We start from the raw sequence: 20,394 nt of genomic DNA on the forward strand, positions 1-20,394 counted from the left end.
ATTGGGCGGGGTGGCGCGGGGGCTGGGGTTGCGGGCGGGGGTGGTGGTCGGGGTGGGTGCTGGTTCGTCGCGGGACCGCGAGGAGGCGGCGGCGGTGCTGGGGGCGGCGGGCGGGGTGCTGACCTCGTCGGCCGCGCTGATCGGCGACTGCCAGGCGGCGAGCGGGGCGATGAACATCGCCATGGCCGCGCTGGCCGTCCGCGACGGGATCGCGCCCGCGCTCACCGGGCTCGCCCGGCCGGTCGCCGGGGACCTCGGCCGGTATCTGACCGATCCCGTGCTGCCGGGGCCGGTGGAGCAGGCGCTCGCGCTCACCGCCGCCCCCGGGTCGGTGTCGGGCGCCGTTCTGCTGGGGGCGGTATGAGCACACCGCCCTTCGACGTGGCCGAGACCGACCGGCTGCTGACGACGACGCGGTCCGTGCGCCGCCGGCTCGACCTCGACCGGCCGGTGCCGCCCGAGATCGTACGGGAGGCGCTGGAGGTCGCGGTGCAGGCGCCGACGGCCAACAACCACCAGAACTGGCGCTGGCTGGTGATCACCGAACCGGCGGTGAAGGCGAAGCTGGCGGAGATGATCCGCTCCTCCTGGACCTTCCACCGCAACGACATCTGGACCAACGCCGGCCGCCGCCGCAACGACGCCCGCGCCAAGCGCAACTACGCCTCCGCGCTCGCGCTCACCGAGACGCTCGAAGCGGTGCCGGTCCTCGTCATCCCGTGCGTGCTCGGCCGACCGCCGGACATCGCGGCCATCAACGAGGCGTGGCGGGTGCGGATGGCGGACAAGGTCGCGGAGGACCCCGGCCACCTGGTGCGGCACGGCGAGACCAGGGCCAGCATCTTCTACGGCTCCATCTTCCCGGCCATCTGGTCCTTCCAGCTCGCGCTGCGCAGCAGGGGCCTCGGCAGCACCATCACCTGCCTGCACGTCCCCCACGAACGGGAGGTCGGGCGCCTGCTCGGCATCCCGTCGGGGGTCACGCAGGTGTGCATGATCCCGGTCGCCTACACCCTGGGAACCGACTTTCGCCCGGCTGAGCGCTACAGCGCGGAGGAACGCACCTACTGGGAGAGGTGGGGGAGTTGACACACGTGTCCGAGCAGCCCGACGTCGTCATCGTGGGCGGCGGCATCGCCGGAGCATCCGCGGCCTGCAAGCTGGCGGCGGGCGGCCTGTCCGTGGTGGTGCTGGAGAAGCAGGAGGCCTACAAGGACCTGGTGCGCGGCGAGTGGCTGGCGCCGTGGGGTATCAGGGAGGCCCGCCGCCTGGGCGTGGAGGACTGCTTCTGGGACGGCGGCGGCTGGGAGATCCGCGAGTGGATGACCTGGGACGAGGCGGTCGCCGACGACGAGGTCGAAGCCGTGGACATGACCGGATTCATCCCCGGCTTCGGCGGCCCGATGGCCTTCCCGCACCACGCCGTGTGCGAGCTGATGTCGGAGCAGGCCGTGGCCGCCGGCGCCCGGCTGGAGATGGCGGCCGCCAAGATCACGGTCAGGCCGGGGCCGCGCCCGGTCGTCTCGTACGGCACGCCGCTGGGCCCGCGCGAGCTGCGCCCCCGGATCGTGCTCGGCGCGACCGGCCGGGGCTGCACGGTCGGCCGCCAGGTGGGCATCACGATGCGCAACTCCATGCACCACTGGGGCGGCGGCATGATGGTCGAGGGCATGGACGGCTGGCCGCCCGACGTGCAGGCCATGGGCACCGAGGGCGACGTCATGTTCATGGTCTTCCCGCAGGGTTACGGCCGGGCCCGCCTCTATCTCAACTTCCCCACCGTGAACAAGCACCGCTACCGGGGGCCCGGCGGCGTGGACCGGTTCCTGGCCGCGTACGAGCTCAAGTGCCTGCCCGACCACGGCAAGGCGGTGACCGCGGCCACGCCCGCCGGGCCGCTGTCGGTGTGGCCTTCGGTGTCCAGCGTCCCCGAGGGGCCGCCGCTGACCGAGGGCGTGGTGCTGATCGGCGACGAGGCCGGCAACGCCGACACCGTGCTCGGCACCGGCCTGTCCTGCGCGCTGCGCGACTCCAGGACCGTCTGCGACATCCTGCTCGGCTCGGCCGACTGGTCGCCTGCCGCCTTCGCGCCGTACGTCGAGGAGCGGGAGTTCCGCCTGGAGCGGCTGGACTTCGGCGCCTCCATCATCAGCAGGCTGCACGTCGAGTTCGGGCCCGCCGCCGTCGAGCGCAGGCGCCGGGTGCGCCGGCTGATGGCCAGGAACTTCGCCGCGCAGGTGACGGGACTGCTCAACATGGTCGCCCCCGAAGAGGTGCCCGAGTTCGGCTTCAGCGAGTTCTTCGCTGAGCGGTTGTTCAGGGAGACGGCATGATGGAGAAGAAGACGGTCCACGTCAACGGCGTCGACCTCGCCTACGTCGACGAGGGCGAGGGCCCTCCTGTCGTGCTGCTGCACGGCTTCCCCGATTCCTCCTACCTGTGGCGCAACCAGATCCCCGCGCTGGTCGAAGGCGGCTTCCGGGTCATCGCGCCCGACCTGCGCGGCTTCGGCGACTCCGGCAAGCCGCAGGAGGTCGAGGCGTACGGCATGCAGACCATCGTCAACGACGTCGTGGCGCTGACGATGGAGCTCGGCGTGAGACGGCCGCACCTCGTCGGCCACGACTGGGGCGCCGCCATCGCCTGGATGTACGCCTTCCTCATGCCGCGCAGGATCGACCACCTGGTGGCCCTGTCGGTCGGTCACCCCGGCGTCTTCGCCACGCCGTCGATCGAGCAGCGGGCGGCCTCCTGGTACATGCTCTTCTACCAGTTCCCCGGCGTGAGCGAGGAGCTGCTGCGCCGCAACGGCTGGCGGCTGTTCAAGGAGATCATGGGCAGGGACGGCGACCACGACCGCTACCTGCGCGACCTGGCCAGGCCGGGCGCGCTGACCGCCGGGCTCAACTGGTACCGCGCCAACCGCTCGCCCGCCTCCGAGCTGCGGATCACCCGCCGCTTCCCGCCGGTGCTCGCGCCGGCCCTGGGCATCTGGGGCGCGGGCGACAAGGCGCTGCTGGAGGAGGGCATGGCCGCCTCCGGCAAGTTCGTCAAGGGGCCCTGGCGCTACGAACGGATCGAGGACGCCGGGCACTGGCTGCCCCTCGACGCCCCCGACCAGGTCAACAAGCTGCTGCTCGGCTTCCTCGGTACCGAGCGGCCGGCCCACGAGGAGCGCCGGCCGCGCCGCCGCCTGTGAATGGAGCTCACTTCATGTTCGGCTATCTCTTCCCCGGCCAGGGCACCGTACGGGTCGGCATGGGGGCGTGGCTGCGCCGCAGGCCGGTGGCCCGCGACCGGCTGGACGAGGTCGACGCGCTGCTGTCGCGGCCGATCTCGCCGCTGTGCGCGCGCGGCCCGCTCGACCGGCTGGTGTCGACCGAGCACGCCCAGGTGGCGGTGACCGCCTGCAACCTCGCCGCCCTGGCCGTGCTGACGGAAGAGGGGTACGAGCCCGCGGTCGTGGCCGGGCACAGCGTGGGCGAGCTGACCGCTCTGCACGCGGCGGGCGTGCTCGACCTGGCCGGGACCGTACGCCTGGTGGAGACGCGCGCCCGGCTCATGGCCGGTGCCGGGCGGATCGCGGGCGGTATGCGCGCGGTGATGGGGCTGTCCGCGGAGCGGGTGGAGGAGCTGGCGTCGGCGGCCGCGGCGCCGGGGGAGCCCGTCGTGGTGGGACTGGAGAACGCGCCCGGTCATGTGGTCGTCTCCGGTGCGGTCCCGGCTCTGGACCGGCTGGAGAAGCTCGCCACCGACGCCACCAAGATCGTGCCGCTCAAGGTGGGGGGCGCCTACCACTCCCCGCTCATGGCCGGCGCGGTGCCCGGCTGGGCGGCGGCGGTGGACGCGGCCCCGATGCGGGAGCCCCGCGTCCCCGTCGTGCCGAACGTCACCGGCGAGCCCACCACGGACCTCGGCGCGCTCCGCCGGGCGCTGGTGGCGCAGCTCACCGGCAGGGTCTTGTGGACCCGTACGGTCGGCGCGGTCGACGCGGTCGCGCCCGGGGTGGAGGTCGGCGACAGCAAGGTCCTGGCCGGGCTGTCCCGCCGGGCAGGGGCGCGCTGCCTGAGCATGGCCGATCCCGGCACCCTGCGCCGCCTGGCCAGGGAGGTGGCGGCGTGAAGCGCTGGGGCGGCGCGGCGGTCGGCTACGCCGGGCTCAGGCGGCCGGTGGAGCTGCTCGACGGGATGCGGGTCGAGGACGTCTTCACCTCCGCCGAGCGGGTGCGGTCGTCGGGGCGCACCCTGGACCACTGGGCCGGGCGGCTGGCCGGCAAGCGGGCGGTGCTGCGGCTCCTCGGCCTGCCGCCGACCGCGACCCACCTCGGCCAGGTCGAGATCCTGCCCCTGCCCACCCCGGCCTGCCAGGCCGGCGCGACCTGCCTGGACGGCCACCCCCCGGCCGTCCACCTGCACGCCGACCTTGCCCGGCGGACCGACCCCCGCGGCATCCGCGTCTCCATCAGCCACACCGGCAGCCACGCCCTGGCCGTCGCCCTCTCCTCCCCCCACCTCCCGGAGGACGACCGCCGCGTGGTGCGCGGCTCGACGGAGCGGGGTGGAGCGGAGGAGGACCGCCGGGGTGGGGTGGTGGAGGGCGTCGTGCCTTTCTCCTCCCGCCTTCTGGAGTGGGGAGGGGCGCGTGGGTGACGTGGAGGTGCGGAAGGTCGTGGAGGCGCAGCTGGCGGCCTGGAGCGCGGGGGATCCGGCGGCGGTGGCGGCCACGGTGGCGTCCTATGCCGATCCCGACTCGGGGGGCGTGCTGAGCGGTGACGGGCTGGCCGGGTACGCGGCGCGGGTGCTGGGGCGGTTCGCCGGTCAGCGGTTCCTCGTGGAGCGGATGGTGGGCGGGGAGGACGAGGTCGCCGTCTTCTGGACGTTGCGGGCCGATCATCGCGGGGCGTACCTGGGGATGCCGGCGACGAACGGGACCGTCACGGTGTCCGGCACCGACCTGGTGACGCTCGACCACGACGGCGCGCACGTCCGCAGGAGCTACGACAGGCTCGCGCTCGCCGAGGCGCTCGGTTACGCGGCGCGATTCGTACCGGCCGCTGACGAGACCCGCCAGTACGGCATGAGCGCCAGGGTTCCCACGGGCCGCACCGAGCGCCCCGGCGCGCTGGTGCTGACCTGGCTGGAGATCCGCGACGACGCGGAGGCCGCCGACGTGGACCTGCTCAGCGTGGAGATCGTCAAGTCGCTGCGGGCGTCGCGCGGCTTCCTCGGGGCGGCCACCTTCGACGCCGGCGACCGCAAGTTCACGCTGAGCGCCTTCGACCGGCCGGAGTCGCTGCGCGCGGTGCACGCCCGGCCGCACCAGCGGGCCATGCGCCGCTTCTTCAGGAGCGGCCTGTGCACCCGCGTGCACACCAGCGTCTGGTACCCCGCCTCCGCGCGGGACTACGCCCGCTGCCCAAGCTGCGCCGCCGTCGTCGCGACCCGCGAAGGCGCGGCGTGCGCGTGCGGGTGGACCCCGGAGGACGCCGCCACGCTGTGATGCCCGAGCCCCCTGCGAACCATGTGGAGACGGAAGTGACCGGAGCCTCGATGATGGACTTCACCGCCGAGCACCGGCTCGGCGACAGCCCCAGGCCCGCCGTGGTGTTCATGTCCGCGCTGTTCGCGGGAGGCTGGATCTGGGAGCACCCCTACCGCCACCTGGAGCGGGCCGGCCTGCCGGTGCTGCGTACGAACGAGGCTATCTGCGCGCTCGACCGCCGGGTCGCCGGCTCGATCGAGCGGCTCGGCGACGCACTGCTGCGCGCCTGCGACGAGGCGGGGGCCGGCGAGATCATCCTGTGCGCCAACTCGCTGGGCGGCCTGGTCGCCATCGACCTGGCGGGCCGCCGCCCCGACCGGGTGCTCGGCATCGTGGTCAGCGGCGCGCCCGGCCTCACCGCCGACCCTGACGTCGGCCTCAGCTTCGACCGGCGGGGGAGCGTGCGGCCGTTCGGCGACGAGTTCGGCGAGCGCATGGTGGCCGCGCTGTTCCACGGCGGGCGCAGCCTGTTCTCCGACGACCGCATGGCGGAGGTCGGCGACATGCTGCGGCGGCCCGAGTCCATGGTGAGCATGGCCCGCAGCCTCAAGGCCACCCGCGGGTACCGGGTGCGGGCGGCGCTGGACCGCGTGTCCTGCCCGGCCATGTACCTCTGGGGCAGGCACGACAGGATGACGCCCGTGGATCCGTGGCTGGAGGTGCTGGCCGGCTACCCGGGCAACGAGATCCTGCTCGTGGAGGACTGCGGGCACATCCCGATGGTCGAGCGCGCCGACGAGTACACCGCCGCGCTGATGCCCTTCGCGGACCGCTGTTCCGGGGCGTTGGCGTGAGCGCCGGCGCCGCCCTCATGGGCGTGGACATCGTGGAGGTCGACCGGATCGCCCGCGCGGCCCGCCGGGGCGGGGACGTGTTCGCCCGCCGGCTCACCACCGCCGCCGAGCGCGCGCTGGGGCCCGGACCGGCCGCGTTCTCCGTCAAGGAGAGCCTCATCAAGGCCGTGGGCAGCCGGCCTCCCGGGTTCACCTGGCACGACTTCGAGGCCGAGGCCCGCCCGCCGTCCGGCTGGAGCGCCTCCCTGCTGGAGGAGGCGGCCGGCGAACTGGCCGCCTCGACCGGGCTGCGGCTGACCGGAGGCGCGGCGTACACGGTCCGGGGCGCGAGCGGCCGGGCCGCCCTGGCGCGGCTGCGCCCAGCCCCGGACGGCGCGGGCCGAACCCTCGCCGGGACCGCGGCGGGTGCGGCCCGACGGCGGAGCGGCGACGGCGGGATCGTGGCCGGGGCCGCCCGCTGGGGGAGCGGCGACGGCCTGTTCGTATCGCTGGCGATCGTGTTCGTGGACGGGAGCGTGGGATGACGCGGACGATGACGGTACGGCCCGGGGAGTCGATCCAGCGGGCGCTGGACGAGGCGGGCCCGGGGGCGCGGATCTCGCTGGCGGAGGGCGTCCACCGGCAGCACGTGTGGATCAGGCACCCGGGGGTGACCCTGACCGGGGCCGGGGCCGGCCGGACCGTGCTGGCGCCCGGCGAGGGCGGGCCGGTCGGCGTGCCCAGGTTGCACGACGCGGGCGACGACGTGGTCAGCGGCGTGACCGTGCACGGCGAGGGCGTCGCCGACGTGCGGGTGGAGAAGCTGTCCGTGCGCGGCTTCTCCGGGGCGGGGATCTACGCCCACACCGTCTCCGGCGTGACCGTCCACGAGGTGACCGCCGAGGACAACGCCGTGTGGGGCGTCTACCTGCGCGAGTCGAGCGGCTGCGCGGTGACCGGCTGCCGGGCCTCGGGCAGCCAGTACGGCGGCGTCGCCCTCAGCTTCTGCCCCCGCTCCGGCGCGCTGCTCGACGGCAACGAGACCTTCGCCAACGCCTTCGGCATCTTCGTCGACAACTCCTCCGGCGCGCGGGTGGTGCGCAACTCCTGCCACGGCAACGCGATCGGCGTGCTGCTGCTCAACCAGGTCTACGAGGGCGAGCCGGAGGGAGGCGTGCGCGACTGCCTGGTCGCCGGCAACGACCTGTACGGCAACGACCTGGCCGCCGGCGTGGAGCCGGACGGCCTCGGCGCGGCGGGGCCGCCGATCTCCGGCGTCGGCCTGGCGCTGATCGGCACCCACCGGGTCAGCGTCGTCGACAACCACATCCACGACAACCACCCCAGCGGGGAGTCCGTGATGGGGGCGGGTTTCGTGATGGGCTCCTCCAAGGAGTGGGGCGGCGACGACGCCCTGGACAACCACGTGCTGTGGAACCGGATCACCGGCAACAGCCCGCTCGACCACCAGCTCGGCACCGACCTGGCGCGGCAGGTGTTCGCCGGGAACGTCGCCGACAAGGGCGAGCCGCCCGGGCTGACCGCCGCCGAGGGCTGGGGCCCGCGGTGACGGCCACGCTGGCCTGCGAGGGCCTGCGCAAGAGGTACGGGGACGTGACGGCGGTCGAGGACGTCGGCTTCTCGATAGCGCCGGGCCAGGCCTACGGCCTGCTCGGCCCGAACGGCGCCGGCAAGACCACGACGATCTCCATGCTCGTCGGCCTGCTGCGCCCCGACGCCGGCACCGTCCTGGTCGGCGGCACGGACCTGGCGGCCGACCCGAGGCGCGCCAAGGCGAGGATCGGCTACGTCCCGCAGGAGATCGCCCTGTACCCGGAGCTGACCGGCCGCGAGAACCTGCGCTTCTTCGGCAGGCTGTTCGGCCTGGCCCGGCGCGGGCTCGCCGCCCGGATCGAGGAGGTGCTCGACCTGATCGGGCTGTCCGACCGGGCCGACGGCAGGCTGGACACCTACTCCGGCGGGATGCGGCGGCGGATCAACATCGGCGCCGCCCTCCTGCACCGCCCCGACGTGCTGATCCTGGACGAGCCGACCGTGGGGGTGGACCCGCAGAGCCGCAAGGCGATCCTCGACGGCCTGGAACTCCTGGTCGGCGACGGCATGTCGCTGCTCTACACCTCCCACTACATGGAGGAGGTCGAGCGGGTCTGCGACCGGGTGGCGATCATCGACCACGGCCGGATCATCGCCGAGGGCACCAGGCGCGAGCTGATCGCCATGGTCGGCAGCGCCGACAAGATCGAGTTGGTGCTCGACGGGGACGTGGAGGCGGCCTACGCCAAGCTCCGCACCGTCGAAGGCGTCATCGAGGCGGCCAGGACCGGCGCCGAGTCCGTACGGCTGATCGCCGAGGGCGGCAGATACCTGCTGCCCGCGCTGATCTCCGCCGTGGAGGGCAGCGCCACCGTCACCGCCACCCAGGTCATCGAGCCCGACCTCGAGGCGACCTTCCTGCACCTCACCGGCACCTCCTTACGGGACTGACCATGTGGCGGGCGATGCTCACGGTGAGCGCACTCGAACTGCGCACCCGGCTGCGCGACGGCACCGCGATCGTCATCGCGGTGATCGTGCCGGTGACGCTGGCCACCCTGTTCGGCCTGGCGCTCGGCGGCGACGATCCGCCGCTGCGCGCCACCGTCGGCTTCGTGGACCTGGACCGCGGCGAGTTCCCCGCCTCCGTGCGCCGCGAGGTGCTGGCCTCGGAGGAGCTGAAGGGGGCGGTGACCCTGCGCGACCTGCCCGGCGAGGAGCAGGCGCGGCGGGCGCTGGACGCCGGGGAGATCGGCTCGGCCATCGTGTTCCCCGCCGGGTTCAGCCAGAGCGTGGGGGCCGGGCGCGGCGGCGACGTCGCGGTGCTCACCTCGCCGGAGTCGCCGCTGGCCGGGGTGGTCGCGGGCGCCGTCGTGGACCGGATCTCGGCGGTGGTGGACGCCAGGACCCTCGCCGTGCACGCGGTCCTGCTCGCCGGAGTGCCCGGCGAGCGGGTCAAGGAGCTGGTGGAGCGGAACGGGGCCGCGGGTCCCGCGCTCACCCTGGCCGAGGACCCGCTCTCCGGCGGCAAGGTGGACCTGTCGGTCTACTACGGCTCCGGCATGGCGGCGCTGTTCGCCTTCTTCGTGGTGGGCGCCTCGTTCCGCGGCCTGCTGACCGAGCGCAAGCTCGGCACCCTCGACCGGATACGAGCCGGTCCGGTCGCGGCGTGGGTGCCGGTCGCCGGCAAGGGGGTCGTCGGGTTCGGGCTGGGCGTGGTCAGCGTCTGCGTCTGCTGGGCCTCCTCCACGCTCATCTTCGGCACCACCTGGGGGGATCCGGTCGCGGTGTTCGCGGTGCTGGTCGCGCACGTGCTGGCCGCCGCCGCGATCACCATGCTGGTGGCCAGCCGGGTGCGGACCGACGCGCAGGCCGACGGGGTGATCATGGTCGTCTCGTTCGTGGCGGCGTTCTTCGGCGGCAGCCTGGTCCCGCTCTACGACCTTCCCGAGCCGCTGCGCGCGGTGGCGCTGCTCACCCCGAACGGCTGGACCTCCACGGCGCTGACCGAGCTGGCGGGCGCGGGCGCGGCGGGTTCCGTCGGCGCGGTGGCCGGCCCGATCGGCGTGCTGTGCGCCATCGCGCTGGCGGCGGGCGGGACGGCCGTCGCCGGCTTCAGGAAGGGACTGCTGCTATGAGCGGACGCCCGCGGCCGGTGGCGGCGCTCGTGGCCGCCAACCTGCGACGCCTCACGCGTGACCGGGTCGGCCTGTTCTTCATGGTGATCATGCCGTTCGTGTCCATCGCGTTCGTCGGGATGGCGCTCGGCGGCGGCACCGCCGGCTCCGACCGGCTGCCCGTCGGCGTCGTCGCCGAGGGCTCGGACCCGGTCACCACCGCCGTGCTGGCCGAGCTGCGCCGCCATCCGGACCTGACGGTGATCCCCATGGACGACGCCGCCGACCTGCGCTCCGGCGTACGGGAGGGATCGCTGGCGGCGGGCCTGGTCGTCCCCTCCGGCTCGACCCGGCTGGAGCTGGTCATGACCGGGACCAACGGCAGCGGGATGGCCGCCCGCGGCGCGGTGGACGTCTCGGTGAGCCGGGTGGCCGCCGTGCTGGAGGCCACCAGGGCGGCGACCGTCGCGGGCGCCACCGAGAGCGAGGCCGCCGAGTACGTGCGGCAGGCCCAGGCCGAGGCCGGCCGGGTCTCGGTGAACGACTCCGCCACGACCGGCGGCGACCCGCGCGGCTTCGCCTACACCGCCCCGGCCAACCTGCTGCTGTTCACCTTCATCAACTCCATGGCCGTCGCCGCGGCGCTGGTGGAGAGCCGCAGGCTGGGCATGCTGCAGCGGGCGCTCACCGCCCCCGTGCGGCAGCGGTCGGTGCTGTTCGGCGAGGCGGTGAGCAGGTTCCTGGTGGCCGCCGCCCAGGCCGTGCTGATCATGGTGGTGAGCTCGCTGGCGTTCGGCGTCTCGTGGGGCGACCCGCTCGCCGTGGCCGTCGTCGTGGGCGTGTTCTCGCTGGTCGCCACCGGCGCCGCGATCCTGGTGGGCACGCTGCTGCGCTCGCCCGACCAGGCACCCGCGATCGGCCCGCCGCTCGGCGTCGTGCTGGGCATGCTGGGCGGCTGCCTGTGGCCGCGCGAGGCCTCGGGCGAGGTCATCAACGCCATCGGCCACGCCTTCCCGCACGCCTGGGGCATGGACGCGCTGCTCACGCTCACCCGGCCGGGCACCGGGCTCGGCGCGGTCCTGACCGAGGTGGCCGTGCTCGCCGGGATGGCCGTCCTGCTGCTGGGCGGCTCCCTGATCCTGTTCGACCGGCGCACCCGGGTCACCTGAACGCCGGGAGGGGATGGTTCGCATGAAGGGGATACTGCTCGCCGGGGGGCGCGGCACGCGGCTGCTGCCCGCGACGCTGGCGGTCTCCAAGCAACTCCTGCCCGTCAACGACAAGCCGCTCGTCTACTTCCCGCTGTCGGTGCTGATGCTGGCCGGGATCCGCGACATCCTGCTGATCTCCACGCCGCAGGACCTGCCGCAGGTCCGCCGGCTCCTCGGCGACGGCTCCCGGCTCGGCCTCCGCCTCACCTACGCCGAGCAGGCGGAGCCCAACGGGATCGCCGAGGCGCTCGTGCTCGGCGCCGACCACCTGGGCGGCGAGCCGGTCGCGCTCATCCTGGGCGACAACGTCTTCCACGGCTACAACTTCCAGGAGCTGCTGCGCGAGGAGTGCCGCGCCGTCGACGGCTGCGTGCTGTTCGGCTACCCGGTGCACGACCCGCACAGGTACGGGATCGCCGAGACCGACGCCGGCGGCCGGCTGCTGTCCATCGAGGAGAAGCCGGAGCGGCCCAGGTCCAACCGGGCGATCGTCGGCCTCTACCTCTACGACGGCGATGTCGTGGACATCGCCAAGAACCTCACCCCGTCGGCGCGCGGCGAGCTGGAGATCACCGACGTCAACCGCGCCTACCTGGAACAGGGGAGGGCGAAGCTGGTCGACCTAGGCCGCGGCTTCGCCTGGCTCGACGCCGGGACCCCCGACTCGCTGCTGCAGGCGGGCCAGTACGTCCAGCTACTGGAACGCCGGCAGGGAGTGCGCATCGCGTGCCTGGAGGAGATCGCTCTCCGTATGGGCTACATCGACGCCGAGGCCTGTCATCGGCTCGGCGTCGAACTCGAGAAGTCCACCTACGGCCAGTACGTCATCTCGGTGGCCGAGCAGTTCATGAACAGGTGAGAGGAAGACCGATCGATGAGTGTGACGACATTGTTCCCGGGCAGATCGCCCGCCTTCGGCGATCTGGTGACCGACGTGTACCGCTACGCCTCCCGCAAGGGCGTGATCGAGGCCGTCGAGGTGGCCGCGGAAGATCTCGGCTTGACCGTCCGCGACGTGCGCGAGGCGGTGGCGAACCTGGTGGAGAGCCGGCTGCTCAGGGTCGACGACAGCGAGGGCGTACGGTTCGTGCCGGTGGACCCCGAGCTGGCCGCCGCCTCCCTGGTTTCCTCGGTGGAGCGGGAGATCTACCAGCGCCGCGAGCTGATCGACCAGATCCGCGAGCGGATGGGGGCGTTGCAGTCGGAGTACGCCGGCGCCGGCCGAGGTTCGGCGGCCGGCGCGGTGGAGTATCTCGTGGGGGCCATGGAGGTGCGCGGCTTCCTGAAGACGGCCGGCGACGCCTGCCGCGACGAGGTGCTGGCGATGCAGGCCGGTGGCGGCGACGTCGAGGACCTGTCACAGATGTATCTGACGCTGCTGGCCAGAGGGGTGACGGTGCGCCTCATCTGCCAGCACCGCAACCGGGCCGACGTGTCCACCCGGATGCTCCTGAAGCGGCTGACGGACGCCGGCGCGGCGGTCTTCACCGTCAGCCACGTCCCCAGGTCGGCGGTCGTCTTCGACCGGGCGCTGGTCGTCATGTTCGGCGTGGAGGACGACGGGGAGGCGAGCGTCGCCCGGGTGCACAACCACGGCATCGCGCAGTTCCTGCTGGACCTCTTCAACCACCTGTGGGAGACCGCCACCCCGCTGGAGGGCGTCGAGGTCGGCTACGCCAACGTGGCCGACGACCTGCAGCAGGCCATCGCGGCGCTGATGGCCAAGGGCTACACCGACGAGGTCGTGGCCAGGAAGCTCGGCATGTCGGTGCGCAGCTGCCGCAGGCACATCGCCTCGCTGATGCGCGACCTGGACGCGACCAGCAGGTTCCAGGCCGGGGTGCAGGCCGCCAGGAGATACCTCGGGGCCGCCGGTTGACGTCCCGTCCGCCGCGTTCCCGGGAACGCGGCGGACGGACGGTCTCTTCCTATCTGCGGGGCCCGTCCAGTGCCACGACCACGTCGGCGAGCGCGCGGGCCCGCTCCAGGACCAGTTCGAGGCCCCGTACGAGGTCCTCGGCGGGCAGCCGGGAATCCAGGCAGATCCGCACGGAGCTGTTGGCGTCCTCCGCGTCCAGGCCGATGGCCGTCAGGACGTGGGACGGCTCCTGGGAGCCGGAGTTGCACGCCGAACCGGTCGACAGCGCCACCGAGCGCAGGCTCGACACCAGGCTCTCGCCGCGCACGCCGGGCAGCACGACGTTCAGCACGTGCGGCACGCCGCCGTCCGGGTCGCCGTTCACGCGGACGCCGGGGAAGCCGGTCATGAGCATCTCCAGCGCGGTCGCGCGCAGCTCGCGCACCCGCCGCGTCCCGGCGGCCATCCCGGCCGACGCCAGCTCGCACGCCTTGCCCATGCCCACCACGAGGTGGGTCGGGATCGTGCCGCTGCGCAGTGCGTACTGCCCGCCGCCGAACAGCACGGGCCGCAGCCGGTGCCGGATCTCCGGGCGCACGTACAGGGCGCCGACGCCCTTGGGACCGCGGATCTTGTGCCCTGACATCGACATGGTGTCGATCCCGGCCTCCCGGACGTCGACCGGGATCCGGCCCGCCGCCTGAGCGCCGTCCACGTGCAGCATGGCGCCGGCCTCGTGGCAGAGCGCGGCCATCGAGCGGACGGGCTGGACGGTGCCGATCTCGCTGTTGACCCAGGAGGCGGTGGCCACCCGGGAGAACGGGTCGAGCAGGCCCGCCAGGTGGCCGAGGTCGACCCGGCCGTCCGGGCGCACCCGCATCGTCCTGACGTCCAGGCCGCGGCCGGCCAGCGCGCGGCCGATCGACAGCGAGGACTTGTGGTCGGTGGGGCAGACGGCGGCGTTGACCGGGGCGCGGTCCTCGTGGCCGAACATGCCGAGCAGCGCGAGGTTGTTGCTCTCGGTCGCGCCGGAGGTGAACACGAGGTCCGCGGGGTCCGCGCCGATGAGCCGGGCCACCGACTCGGTGGCGCCGTCCACGGCCCGCCGGGCGCGCTTGCCCAGCAGGTGCGGGGACGACGGGTTGCCGAAGTCCTCCCGCAGGAAGGGCAGCATCGCGTCGACCACCTCGTCGTCGACACGGGTCGTGGCGCAGTTGTCCAGGTAGATGACCTTCATGATGATCAGCTCCTGAAGGTGCTGACCGAGACGAGGTTGCCGTAGATCTCGTCCTCGGACATCTCACCGCTGCCGCCGGGGTCGGCGATGACCACCCGCATGCCGCGCAGGCCGTACAGGCTCAGCGCGATCTCCACGCCGGTCTGCACCGGCATCAGGCACTCACCCGGCGCGAAGATCAAGATCGTGCGGTGACCGGCCCGGTGCACCTCGGCGATCATCTCGGTGATCTCGCCGGCGCAGCCGGTCACGCCGCAGCTGATCAGCGTGCGGTAGTTGCCGTCGGCGTCGACGAACGCCACCTCGGTGTCCCGGACGCCCTCCTCCGGTTCGTCGGCGCCGAGGAACCGCTTCTCCAGCAGGCCCTGCTTGACGAACTTGTCGGCCGCCTTCTGGAAGCGGTACTTCAGCCAGGTCTCGGGGAAGGCGAGCGGGTGCTTGCGGCTGGGCAGGACGAGGTCCTCGGACAGGCCCGCGGCGGCCAGGTCGTCGCGGTATCCGGCGGGCAGCCCGGTGAACCCCTCGAAGAACTCCGCGCGCAGCTCGGAGGCCGGACGGCCCGTCCTGGGCACGTACTGCCAGTCGTTGATCAGCAGCAGCAGCCGGGCTCCGACGCCGGACTCGACGTAGGGCCTGGCCAGGTCCGCCGCGAGGCGCCAGGTGTAGCCGGGGAAGATCCCCACGCGGCCGGCGACGCGGCGGCGCATGGTCTCGTCGTGCTGCTCCTCGATGACGCCGGGGACGAGGCGGCCGGTGGCGTCGTCCTCGAAGAGCATGAAGTGGCCGCCCATGATGACCGGCTCGCCGAGGTCCTGCCCGGCCAGTTCGTGGCCGATCGCCTCGCGGAGCTCCTGTTCTGATGCCACGAGCCGGTGAGTCTTGGTCACCCGGTCGCTGAGAACGTTACCCATGATCTTTACACTCCGAGTTTCTGGTGGGTCGGGAGTAAGGGCTCGGCGGGGCGTACCGGGGCCAGCAGGCCGGCCAGAGTCGCCAGGGGCGTGGGCTCGGCCAGCGCGCGCGGCGTCAGGCCCGCCCAGCCGTGTTCGCGGAGGCGGGCCAGCACCTCGGGCGCTCGCAGGACTCGGCCCCCGGCGAGGACGTAGCTGTCCGACGGGTCGACGCGGCCGAGCCCGTGCACCTCGGACACCGCCCGCACCAGCTCCGCCACTGCCTCAGGAGACACCTCGGTGGCCGGCCCGGTCGCGTACGGTGACGCGCTGGGCGGGGTGAAGCCGGCCAGCGCGGCCACCTCGCTGACGCGCAGGTCGGTGGACGGGTCGTCGTGGGCGAGCACCAGGGCCTCGTGGCCGCGCAGGAGCGCCTCCACGGCGGCCGCGTCCATGATCGAGGATGCCGCCTGGAGCGCGAGCACGACCGCGTCGCGCCACTCGTCGATCCGCATGTACGTGTCCGCGCCGTAGTGCGACCACGCCTCCGGCGCCCGGTTCCAGGTGAACGTGGTGCGCCTGCCCTTGTAGACCAGGGTGCGCTGGTTGAGGAAGTTGACCTCCGAGCCCAGCCGTACCGGCACGCCGCGCCGGGAGCCCTCGCGGGACACCAGCTCGACGACCTCGTCATAGGGCACGTACGCGTGACGGGCGGCCTGCTCGCTCTCGGCGGCCACCCGCCGCACCAGCTCGCTGAACGGCGGGTCGTCGGAGCAGTCCACCCGCATCAGCATCGGGGAGAACATGCAGGTCAGCACGTCCTGGTAGGCGTGCGACCCGCGGTTGCCCGCGAAGGCGAGCTGCCCGACCGCGCCCTGGCCGGTGTAGGCGGCCAGCAGGGCGGTGTGAGCGGCCAGGTGCACCGCCGACGGCCACACCTTGTGCCGGATGGCGATCCGCCGCCCGGCCTCCAACAGCGACGGCGACGTCAACGTCGCGTGCCGAGCCTCCTGCGGCGCGTGCCGGGCGGCCGAAGGCGAAGTCGGCGTCGCGTAGCGGGCCTCTTCTGGCGGCTCCGGCGTGCGGCGGGTGGCGAACGGGTCGGCGGGGAGCAGCGCTACCTGCTTCTCCCAGTACGCCAGCGCCTCGGCGGCCAGGGCGGCGGCCTCGGCCGACGCCTCCCAGCGGGCCAGGTCCGCGGGCTGGTGCCGCACCGGCGGCAGGGAGGCGGGGCGGCGGGAGGCGATGCCCTGCGCCTGCGCCCACAGCTCCTGCTCGATCCTCTCCAGCGTCCACATGTCGACGGCCAGGTGGTTGAAGACCACGACGACCTGCTTGGGAGCACCCCCGGAGGTGATGACGCAGGCGCGGATCGGCCACTCGGCGGCCAGGTCGAACGGCCTGCCCGTCAGGTCCTCGACCACCTCGGCCGGGCTGGGCGTGCCGTCCCGCTCCACGCTCGCCTGGACGATGGGCCAGGGGCCGGGGGCGTGCACCCGCTGCCGCGGGCCGCCGTCGGCGTGGAAGGTGGTGCGCAGCGCCTCGTGCCGGCGGGTCAGGGAGGTGAGCATCGCCCGGCAGTGGGCCACCGTGAGGCTCGGCGGTATGGAGAAGCGCAGCAGGATGTGCGACTCGGGCTGGTGCCGGGGCGGCAGCTGGTGAATCCTCAGCCACATGTAGCGATGCCCCCAGCAGAGGTTCGCGGACTTGACAGCGGACAATTGGGACCTCCACCGCCGCGCATGTGAGGGACAGGCCGACATGATTGAGAATTCGCCGCCGGGACGCGTATGACAACCCGTCGCCACTGGCCGGAACAGACCGCCACTACCTGCCAGTGGCGGGCCGGCCCGCCGCCTTGACCGGTGCCGCGTGAGACGTCGAGAATCGATACGAGCAGACTTTATTTGTGAGGTCCCGATGGCGATTTTTGAAATACCTCACGATTTCCAGAATATTCTGCGGTCGCATTTGCCCTTCGCCGACTCGGGGGCGCTGTCGGGCTTCGACGACCTGGCCGGCCTCGGTCTCGACTCGATGGGCGTGGTGCGGCTGATCGTGGACATCGAGGACGCCTACGGCGTCCAGGTGCCCGACGAGATCCTGGACGAGAGGACGTTCGCCACCGTGGGCTCGCTGTGGGAGGCCCTGTCGCCGCTGGTGACCCGCGGCCCGTGAGGCCTCCCTTCAGCCGCGCAGGGCGCCCGCCACCGCACGCCGATCCACCTTGCCGTTCGCGTTGAGCGGGAGTTCCCCCAGTACGGTGACCGAGCGCGGCACCATGTACCCGGGCAGCACCGCGGCGACCCCCTTGGCCAGGGCCACCGCGTCCAGCCCGTGACCGGTGCAGGCCGCCTCCAGTTCGAGCTCCCCGTCCGCCCCCGGCAACGCGACGACGACGGCCTCGTGCACGCCCGGCAGGCCGCGCAGCGTCGCCTCGATCTCGCCCAGCTCCACCCGGTGGCCGGAGATCTTCACCTGCTGGTCCAGCCGGCCGAGGTGCACCAGCAGGCCGTCCCGCCAGGCGACCCGGTCGCCGGTCCGGTACCAGGACTCCCCGGTCACCGGCTCGCCGTCGCGGGCGCGTACCCCGTCGAACGAGGTGAACCGGCCGGCGTCGTCGGCCGGGTCGGCGTAGCCGGGGAAGCGCTGCACCCCGCGCAGGCACAGCTCGCCCTCCGCCGCGGGCCGCCCGTCGCCGTCGAGCAGCACGTGCTCGACCCCCGGGTACGGCAGGCCGATGGGCACGGTGCCGTTGGCCGTGCGCGGCCAGCCGGCCGGGTCGGCGGGCAGCCGGTACTGGGTGCAGCTGATGGTCAGCTCGGTCGGGCCGTACAGGTTCTCCAGCACGCTCTCCGGCGCCGCCGCCTGCCACGCGGCGGCCTGCCGCAGCGACAGCGGCTCCCCGCAGAACAGGCTCCAGCGCAGCGACGGCATGGCGGCCGGCGTCAGGCGGCGCAGCCGCATGGCCAGCGACACCACCGAGGGCACCGAGAACCAGTGGGTCAGCCGTTCCCTGTTCACGAACGCGACCGGCTTGAGCAGGTCGTACCTGCCGGGGACGACCAGCGTCGCGCCGCCGCCCCAGGTGGCGAACATGTCGAAGACGGACAGGTCGAAGGTCAGGTCGAAGGTCTGGGAGACCCGGCAACCGGGACCCAGCCCGTACCGCGGGACGACGTGCGAGAGATAGGCGTCGACGCTCCGGTGCCGCACCGGCACGCCTTTGGGCGTGCCGGTCGAGCCCGAGGTGAACAGCACGTACGCGAGACCGTCCGGATCGGCCGCACCCGCGGCCGTCAGGGGAGCGGCCAGGCCGTCGGTGTCCAGCGACAGCACGGGGGCGGGCAGCTCCGGCGGCGGGTGCGCCGTCGCGTCGGCCAGCACCACGTCGAGCCCGGCGGTGGCGGCCACGGTGCGGTTGCGCGCGCCGGGCACGGCCGGGTTCAGCGGCACCGTGGTGGCGCCGAGCCGCTGGATCGCCAGGTAGCCGGCGAAGGCGAGCGGGGTGCGCGCCGCGTACAGGCCGGCCCTGGCAGGAGGGCCGTCGCAGGCGCGGACCAGCTCCGCCGCCAGGCGCGCGGACAGCGCGTCCAGCTCGGCGTAGGTGAGACGGACGCCGCCGGTCTCCAGCGCGATCCGGTCGCCGTACCGCGCCGCGGAACCGGCGAACCACTGGTACAGGGTGCGTGCCACGGGTGTCTCCGATCGTCGGTCAGCTCGCGCGCGCCGCCCGCTCGGGCAGCTCGCGGGGGAACAGCGCCTCCGGGAGGTCCCAGCCGTGCCCGCTCCACAGGTCCTTCAGCACCCGGGCGGGGTCGGTCACCGCGAGCTGCAGGCCGAGCGCCAGCGTCCGCATGATGTCGACCATCGCCTCCGGGGGCAGGACGTCGGGGTCGGCCAGCATCAGCACGCGGGTCTCGCCGTCGTCCACCTCGACGCGGACCCGGAACGCCTGCCCGTAGCTCTGGGCCAGCGGCGTCCACCGCAGCGTCGCGGGCGTCTGGTCGGCGGGGTCGGCGGGGCGCCGGTCCACCTGGACGTAGTTGAACCAGGCACGGAACAGGTGGTTGACCCAGCAGTCGTGACCGGGGTCCTCCCCGGCCCGCGCGGCCATCGCCGTGACCTGGTCGAAGTCGTAGCAGGAGTGGCGGTAGGCCTTGGCGCCGGCCCAGTGCAGGCGCTTGATGTGCTCGGCGAGCGTGGCGCCGCGGTCCACGGCGGTGACGAAGGGGATGAGCTGGTTCATCGTGCCGATGTTGTGCTGGTCCTCCTGGGCGAACCGGTTGGACGACATCAGGCTCATCGTGACCCGGTCGGTGTCGAGATGGCGGGCCAGGCCCGCGGCCACGAAGGCCATGATCACGGCCGGCGGGGTGACGCCGTGCGTCCTGCCCGCCTGCGCGGCCAGCCCGCCCAGGCGGCGGGAGGTCAGCGTCAGCTCCAGCCGCTCCTTCTCGGTACGCGCCGGCAGCGTCGGCAGCCGGTCCGTGAGGCCGCCGGCCAGCACGTCGCGCCAGTAGCGCTCGGAGGCGGCCTGCCTGGGCCGCCACGACTCCTCCCGCTGCCTGCGCGCCAGCTCGCGCGGGGTGAAGCCGGTCTCGACGGCGGCGCCGGAGCCCGCCACCAGGGCCTTGAACTGGTCCTGAAGGTGATGGATCGACCACACGTCGACGATCAGGTGCGAGAAGGTCAGGCTGAGGTACATCGGCGCGCCCCGGTAGGTGACCATCAGCGCGCGCCAGTTCAGGTCGCCGGTCATCGGGAACGGGATCGCCAGCCGCTCCAGCTTGACCCGCTCGTGCTCGGTGGGGTCGGCGACCTGGCGGTCCACCCGCTCGACGGGCAGCCGCACCTCCTCGTGGACGCGCTGCACCGGCAGGCCGTCGCGCAGGTGGTAGGTGGTGCGCAGCGTCTCGTGCCGCCGGACGAGGCGTTCGAGTGCCCGGTCCACCAGCGCGGGGGACAGGCCGCGCAGGTCCCACGTCGACGGCAGGTTCGCCTCGTGACCCCAGCCCGGCGGGTAGCGCTCGATCTCGCGCCAGCTGAAGAGCTGGCCGTGACTCAGGGGTGCCTCGACCGACATGTGCTCTCCTCGAACCGGCTTTCTCCGCTCGTTATTCATCGCGGACGGGAAGCGCCCCGGTCAAGGCCTCGCGCGATGGCAAGTAATGGCGGCAACAATGTGCCAGCAGCGGGCCATGGGCCGGACG

Annotated in this window: 20 protein-coding genes and 1 pseudogene; 16 read left to right on the plus strand and 5 right to left on the minus strand. The window is 73.3% G+C overall.

Annotated features, from left to right (window positions below):
- The 15 genes and pseudogenes from ABD999_RS43160 to ABD999_RS43230 form a co-directional block, all read left to right on the plus strand.
- A pseudogene (locus tag ABD999_RS43160) lies at nt 1-364 on the plus strand (beta-ketoacyl-[acyl-carrier-protein] synthase family protein); the annotation flags it as partial.
- The gene (locus tag ABD999_RS43165) at nt 361-1,089 is read left to right on the plus strand and encodes a nitroreductase family protein (RefSeq protein WP_219548594.1); all 729 of its coding nucleotides are present in this window, start codon (nt 361-363) and stop codon (nt 1,087-1,089) included. The pseudogene ABD999_RS43160 and the gene ABD999_RS43165, both read left to right, overlap by 4 nt.
- Before the next feature lie 5 nt (nt 1,090-1,094).
- Entirely contained in the window at nt 1,095-2,333 is a 1,239-nt protein-coding gene (locus ABD999_RS43170; RefSeq protein ID WP_345483251.1) for an NAD(P)/FAD-dependent oxidoreductase, read from the plus strand.
- A complete protein-coding gene (locus tag ABD999_RS43175; protein ID WP_148030028.1) occupies nt 2,330-3,199 on the plus strand; it encodes an alpha/beta fold hydrolase in 870 nt (289 codons plus the stop codon). Before ABD999_RS43170 ends, ABD999_RS43175 begins: the two co-directional genes overlap by 4 nt.
- A 14-nt stretch (nt 3,200-3,213) precedes the next feature.
- Complete coding sequence (locus tag ABD999_RS43180; RefSeq protein WP_148030029.1) at nt 3,214-4,122, plus strand: ACP S-malonyltransferase; 909 nt, start codon at nt 3,214-3,216, stop codon at nt 4,120-4,122.
- Nucleotides 4,119-4,649 (plus strand): holo-ACP synthase, encoded by a 531-nt coding sequence (locus ABD999_RS43185; RefSeq protein WP_271279721.1) that lies wholly within the window; start codon nt 4,119-4,121, stop codon nt 4,647-4,649. Before ABD999_RS43180 ends, ABD999_RS43185 begins: the two co-directional genes overlap by 4 nt.
- Nucleotides 4,642-5,499 (plus strand): ester cyclase, encoded by an 858-nt coding sequence (locus ABD999_RS43190; protein WP_271279720.1) that lies wholly within the window; start codon nt 4,642-4,644, stop codon nt 5,497-5,499. The genes ABD999_RS43185 and ABD999_RS43190 overlap by 8 nt, the downstream gene beginning before the upstream one ends.
- A gap of 35 nt (nt 5,500-5,534) precedes the next feature.
- Nucleotides 5,535-6,335: an alpha/beta fold hydrolase gene (locus ABD999_RS43195; RefSeq protein WP_261808376.1), complete on the plus strand. Its 801-nt coding sequence runs from the start codon at nt 5,535-5,537 to the stop codon at nt 6,333-6,335.
- A complete protein-coding gene (locus ABD999_RS43200; RefSeq protein ID WP_345483254.1) occupies nt 6,332-6,859 on the plus strand; it encodes a 4'-phosphopantetheinyl transferase superfamily protein in 528 nt (175 codons plus the stop codon). Before ABD999_RS43195 ends, ABD999_RS43200 begins: the two co-directional genes overlap by 4 nt.
- Nucleotides 6,856-7,884, plus strand: coding sequence for a right-handed parallel beta-helix repeat-containing protein (locus ABD999_RS43205; protein ID WP_271280387.1), 1,029 nt, complete (start codon nt 6,856-6,858; stop codon nt 7,882-7,884). Before ABD999_RS43200 ends, ABD999_RS43205 begins: the two co-directional genes overlap by 4 nt.
- A complete protein-coding gene (locus ABD999_RS43210; RefSeq protein ID WP_271280388.1) occupies nt 7,881-8,819 on the plus strand; it encodes an ABC transporter ATP-binding protein in 939 nt (312 codons plus the stop codon). The genes ABD999_RS43205 and ABD999_RS43210 overlap by 4 nt, the downstream gene beginning before the upstream one ends.
- A gap of 14 nt (nt 8,820-8,833) precedes the next feature.
- Nucleotides 8,834-10,006, plus strand: coding sequence for an ABC transporter permease (locus tag ABD999_RS43215; RefSeq protein ID WP_271280389.1), 1,173 nt, complete (start codon nt 8,834-8,836; stop codon nt 10,004-10,006).
- On the plus strand, nt 10,003-11,154 hold the full coding sequence (locus ABD999_RS43220) for an ABC transporter permease (protein WP_271280390.1): 1,152 nt from the start codon (nt 10,003-10,005) through the stop codon (nt 11,152-11,154). Before ABD999_RS43215 ends, ABD999_RS43220 begins: the two co-directional genes overlap by 4 nt.
- A gap of 22 nt (nt 11,155-11,176) precedes the next feature.
- Nucleotides 11,177-12,055, plus strand: coding sequence for a glucose-1-phosphate thymidylyltransferase RfbA (rfbA, locus tag ABD999_RS43225; protein WP_148030035.1), 879 nt, complete (start codon nt 11,177-11,179; stop codon nt 12,053-12,055).
- A 15-nt stretch (nt 12,056-12,070) separates the two neighbouring features.
- The gene (locus ABD999_RS43230; RefSeq protein ID WP_148030036.1) at nt 12,071-13,075 is read left to right on the plus strand and encodes a hypothetical protein; all 1,005 of its coding nucleotides are present in this window, start codon (nt 12,071-12,073) and stop codon (nt 13,073-13,075) included.
- A gap of 49 nt (nt 13,076-13,124) precedes the next feature.
- Here ABD999_RS43230 and ABD999_RS43235 read toward each other — a convergent pair whose 3' ends face one another.
- From ABD999_RS43235 to ABD999_RS43245, 3 genes are read right to left on the minus strand one after another with little or no spacing between them, the layout of a single operon-like run.
- Nucleotides 13,125-14,291 (minus strand): cysteine desulfurase family protein, encoded by a 1,167-nt coding sequence (locus tag ABD999_RS43235; RefSeq protein WP_148030037.1) that lies wholly within the window; start codon nt 14,289-14,291, stop codon nt 13,125-13,127.
- Nucleotides 14,292-14,296: 5 nt separating this feature from the next.
- On the minus strand, nt 14,297-15,202 hold the full coding sequence (locus ABD999_RS43240) for an LPD16 domain-containing protein (RefSeq protein WP_271279646.1): 906 nt from the start codon (nt 15,200-15,202) through the stop codon (nt 14,297-14,299).
- A gap of 5 nt (nt 15,203-15,207) precedes the next feature.
- Nucleotides 15,208-16,857, minus strand: coding sequence for a condensation domain-containing protein (locus ABD999_RS43245; protein WP_271279647.1), 1,650 nt, complete (start codon nt 16,855-16,857; stop codon nt 15,208-15,210).
- A 295-nt stretch (nt 16,858-17,152) separates the two neighbouring features.
- Here ABD999_RS43245 and ABD999_RS43250 point away from each other — a divergent pair, with 295 nt between their 5' ends.
- Nucleotides 17,153-17,359, plus strand: coding sequence for a phosphopantetheine-binding protein (locus tag ABD999_RS43250; protein WP_222708855.1), 207 nt, complete (start codon nt 17,153-17,155; stop codon nt 17,357-17,359).
- A 9-nt stretch (nt 17,360-17,368) separates the two neighbouring features.
- On the opposite strand, the gene ABD999_RS43255 is transcribed toward ABD999_RS43250, so the two are convergent.
- Together ABD999_RS43255 and ABD999_RS43260 are read right to left on the minus strand one after the other, a co-directional pair.
- Nucleotides 17,369-18,877, minus strand: a complete 1,509-nt coding sequence (locus ABD999_RS43255; RefSeq protein ID WP_271279648.1) for an amino acid adenylation domain-containing protein — start codon at nt 18,875-18,877, stop codon at nt 17,369-17,371.
- Between the two features lie 19 nt (nt 18,878-18,896).
- Nucleotides 18,897-20,267, minus strand: coding sequence for a condensation domain-containing protein (locus tag ABD999_RS43260; protein ID WP_271279649.1), 1,371 nt, complete (start codon nt 20,265-20,267; stop codon nt 18,897-18,899).
- Between the last annotated feature and the right edge of the window lie 127 nt (nt 20,268-20,394).

This window comes from Nonomuraea ferruginea (genome assembly GCF_039540635.1).
In the GTDB taxonomy this organism is placed as follows: Bacteria; Actinomycetota; Actinomycetes; order Streptosporangiales; family Streptosporangiaceae; genus Nonomuraea; species Nonomuraea ferruginea.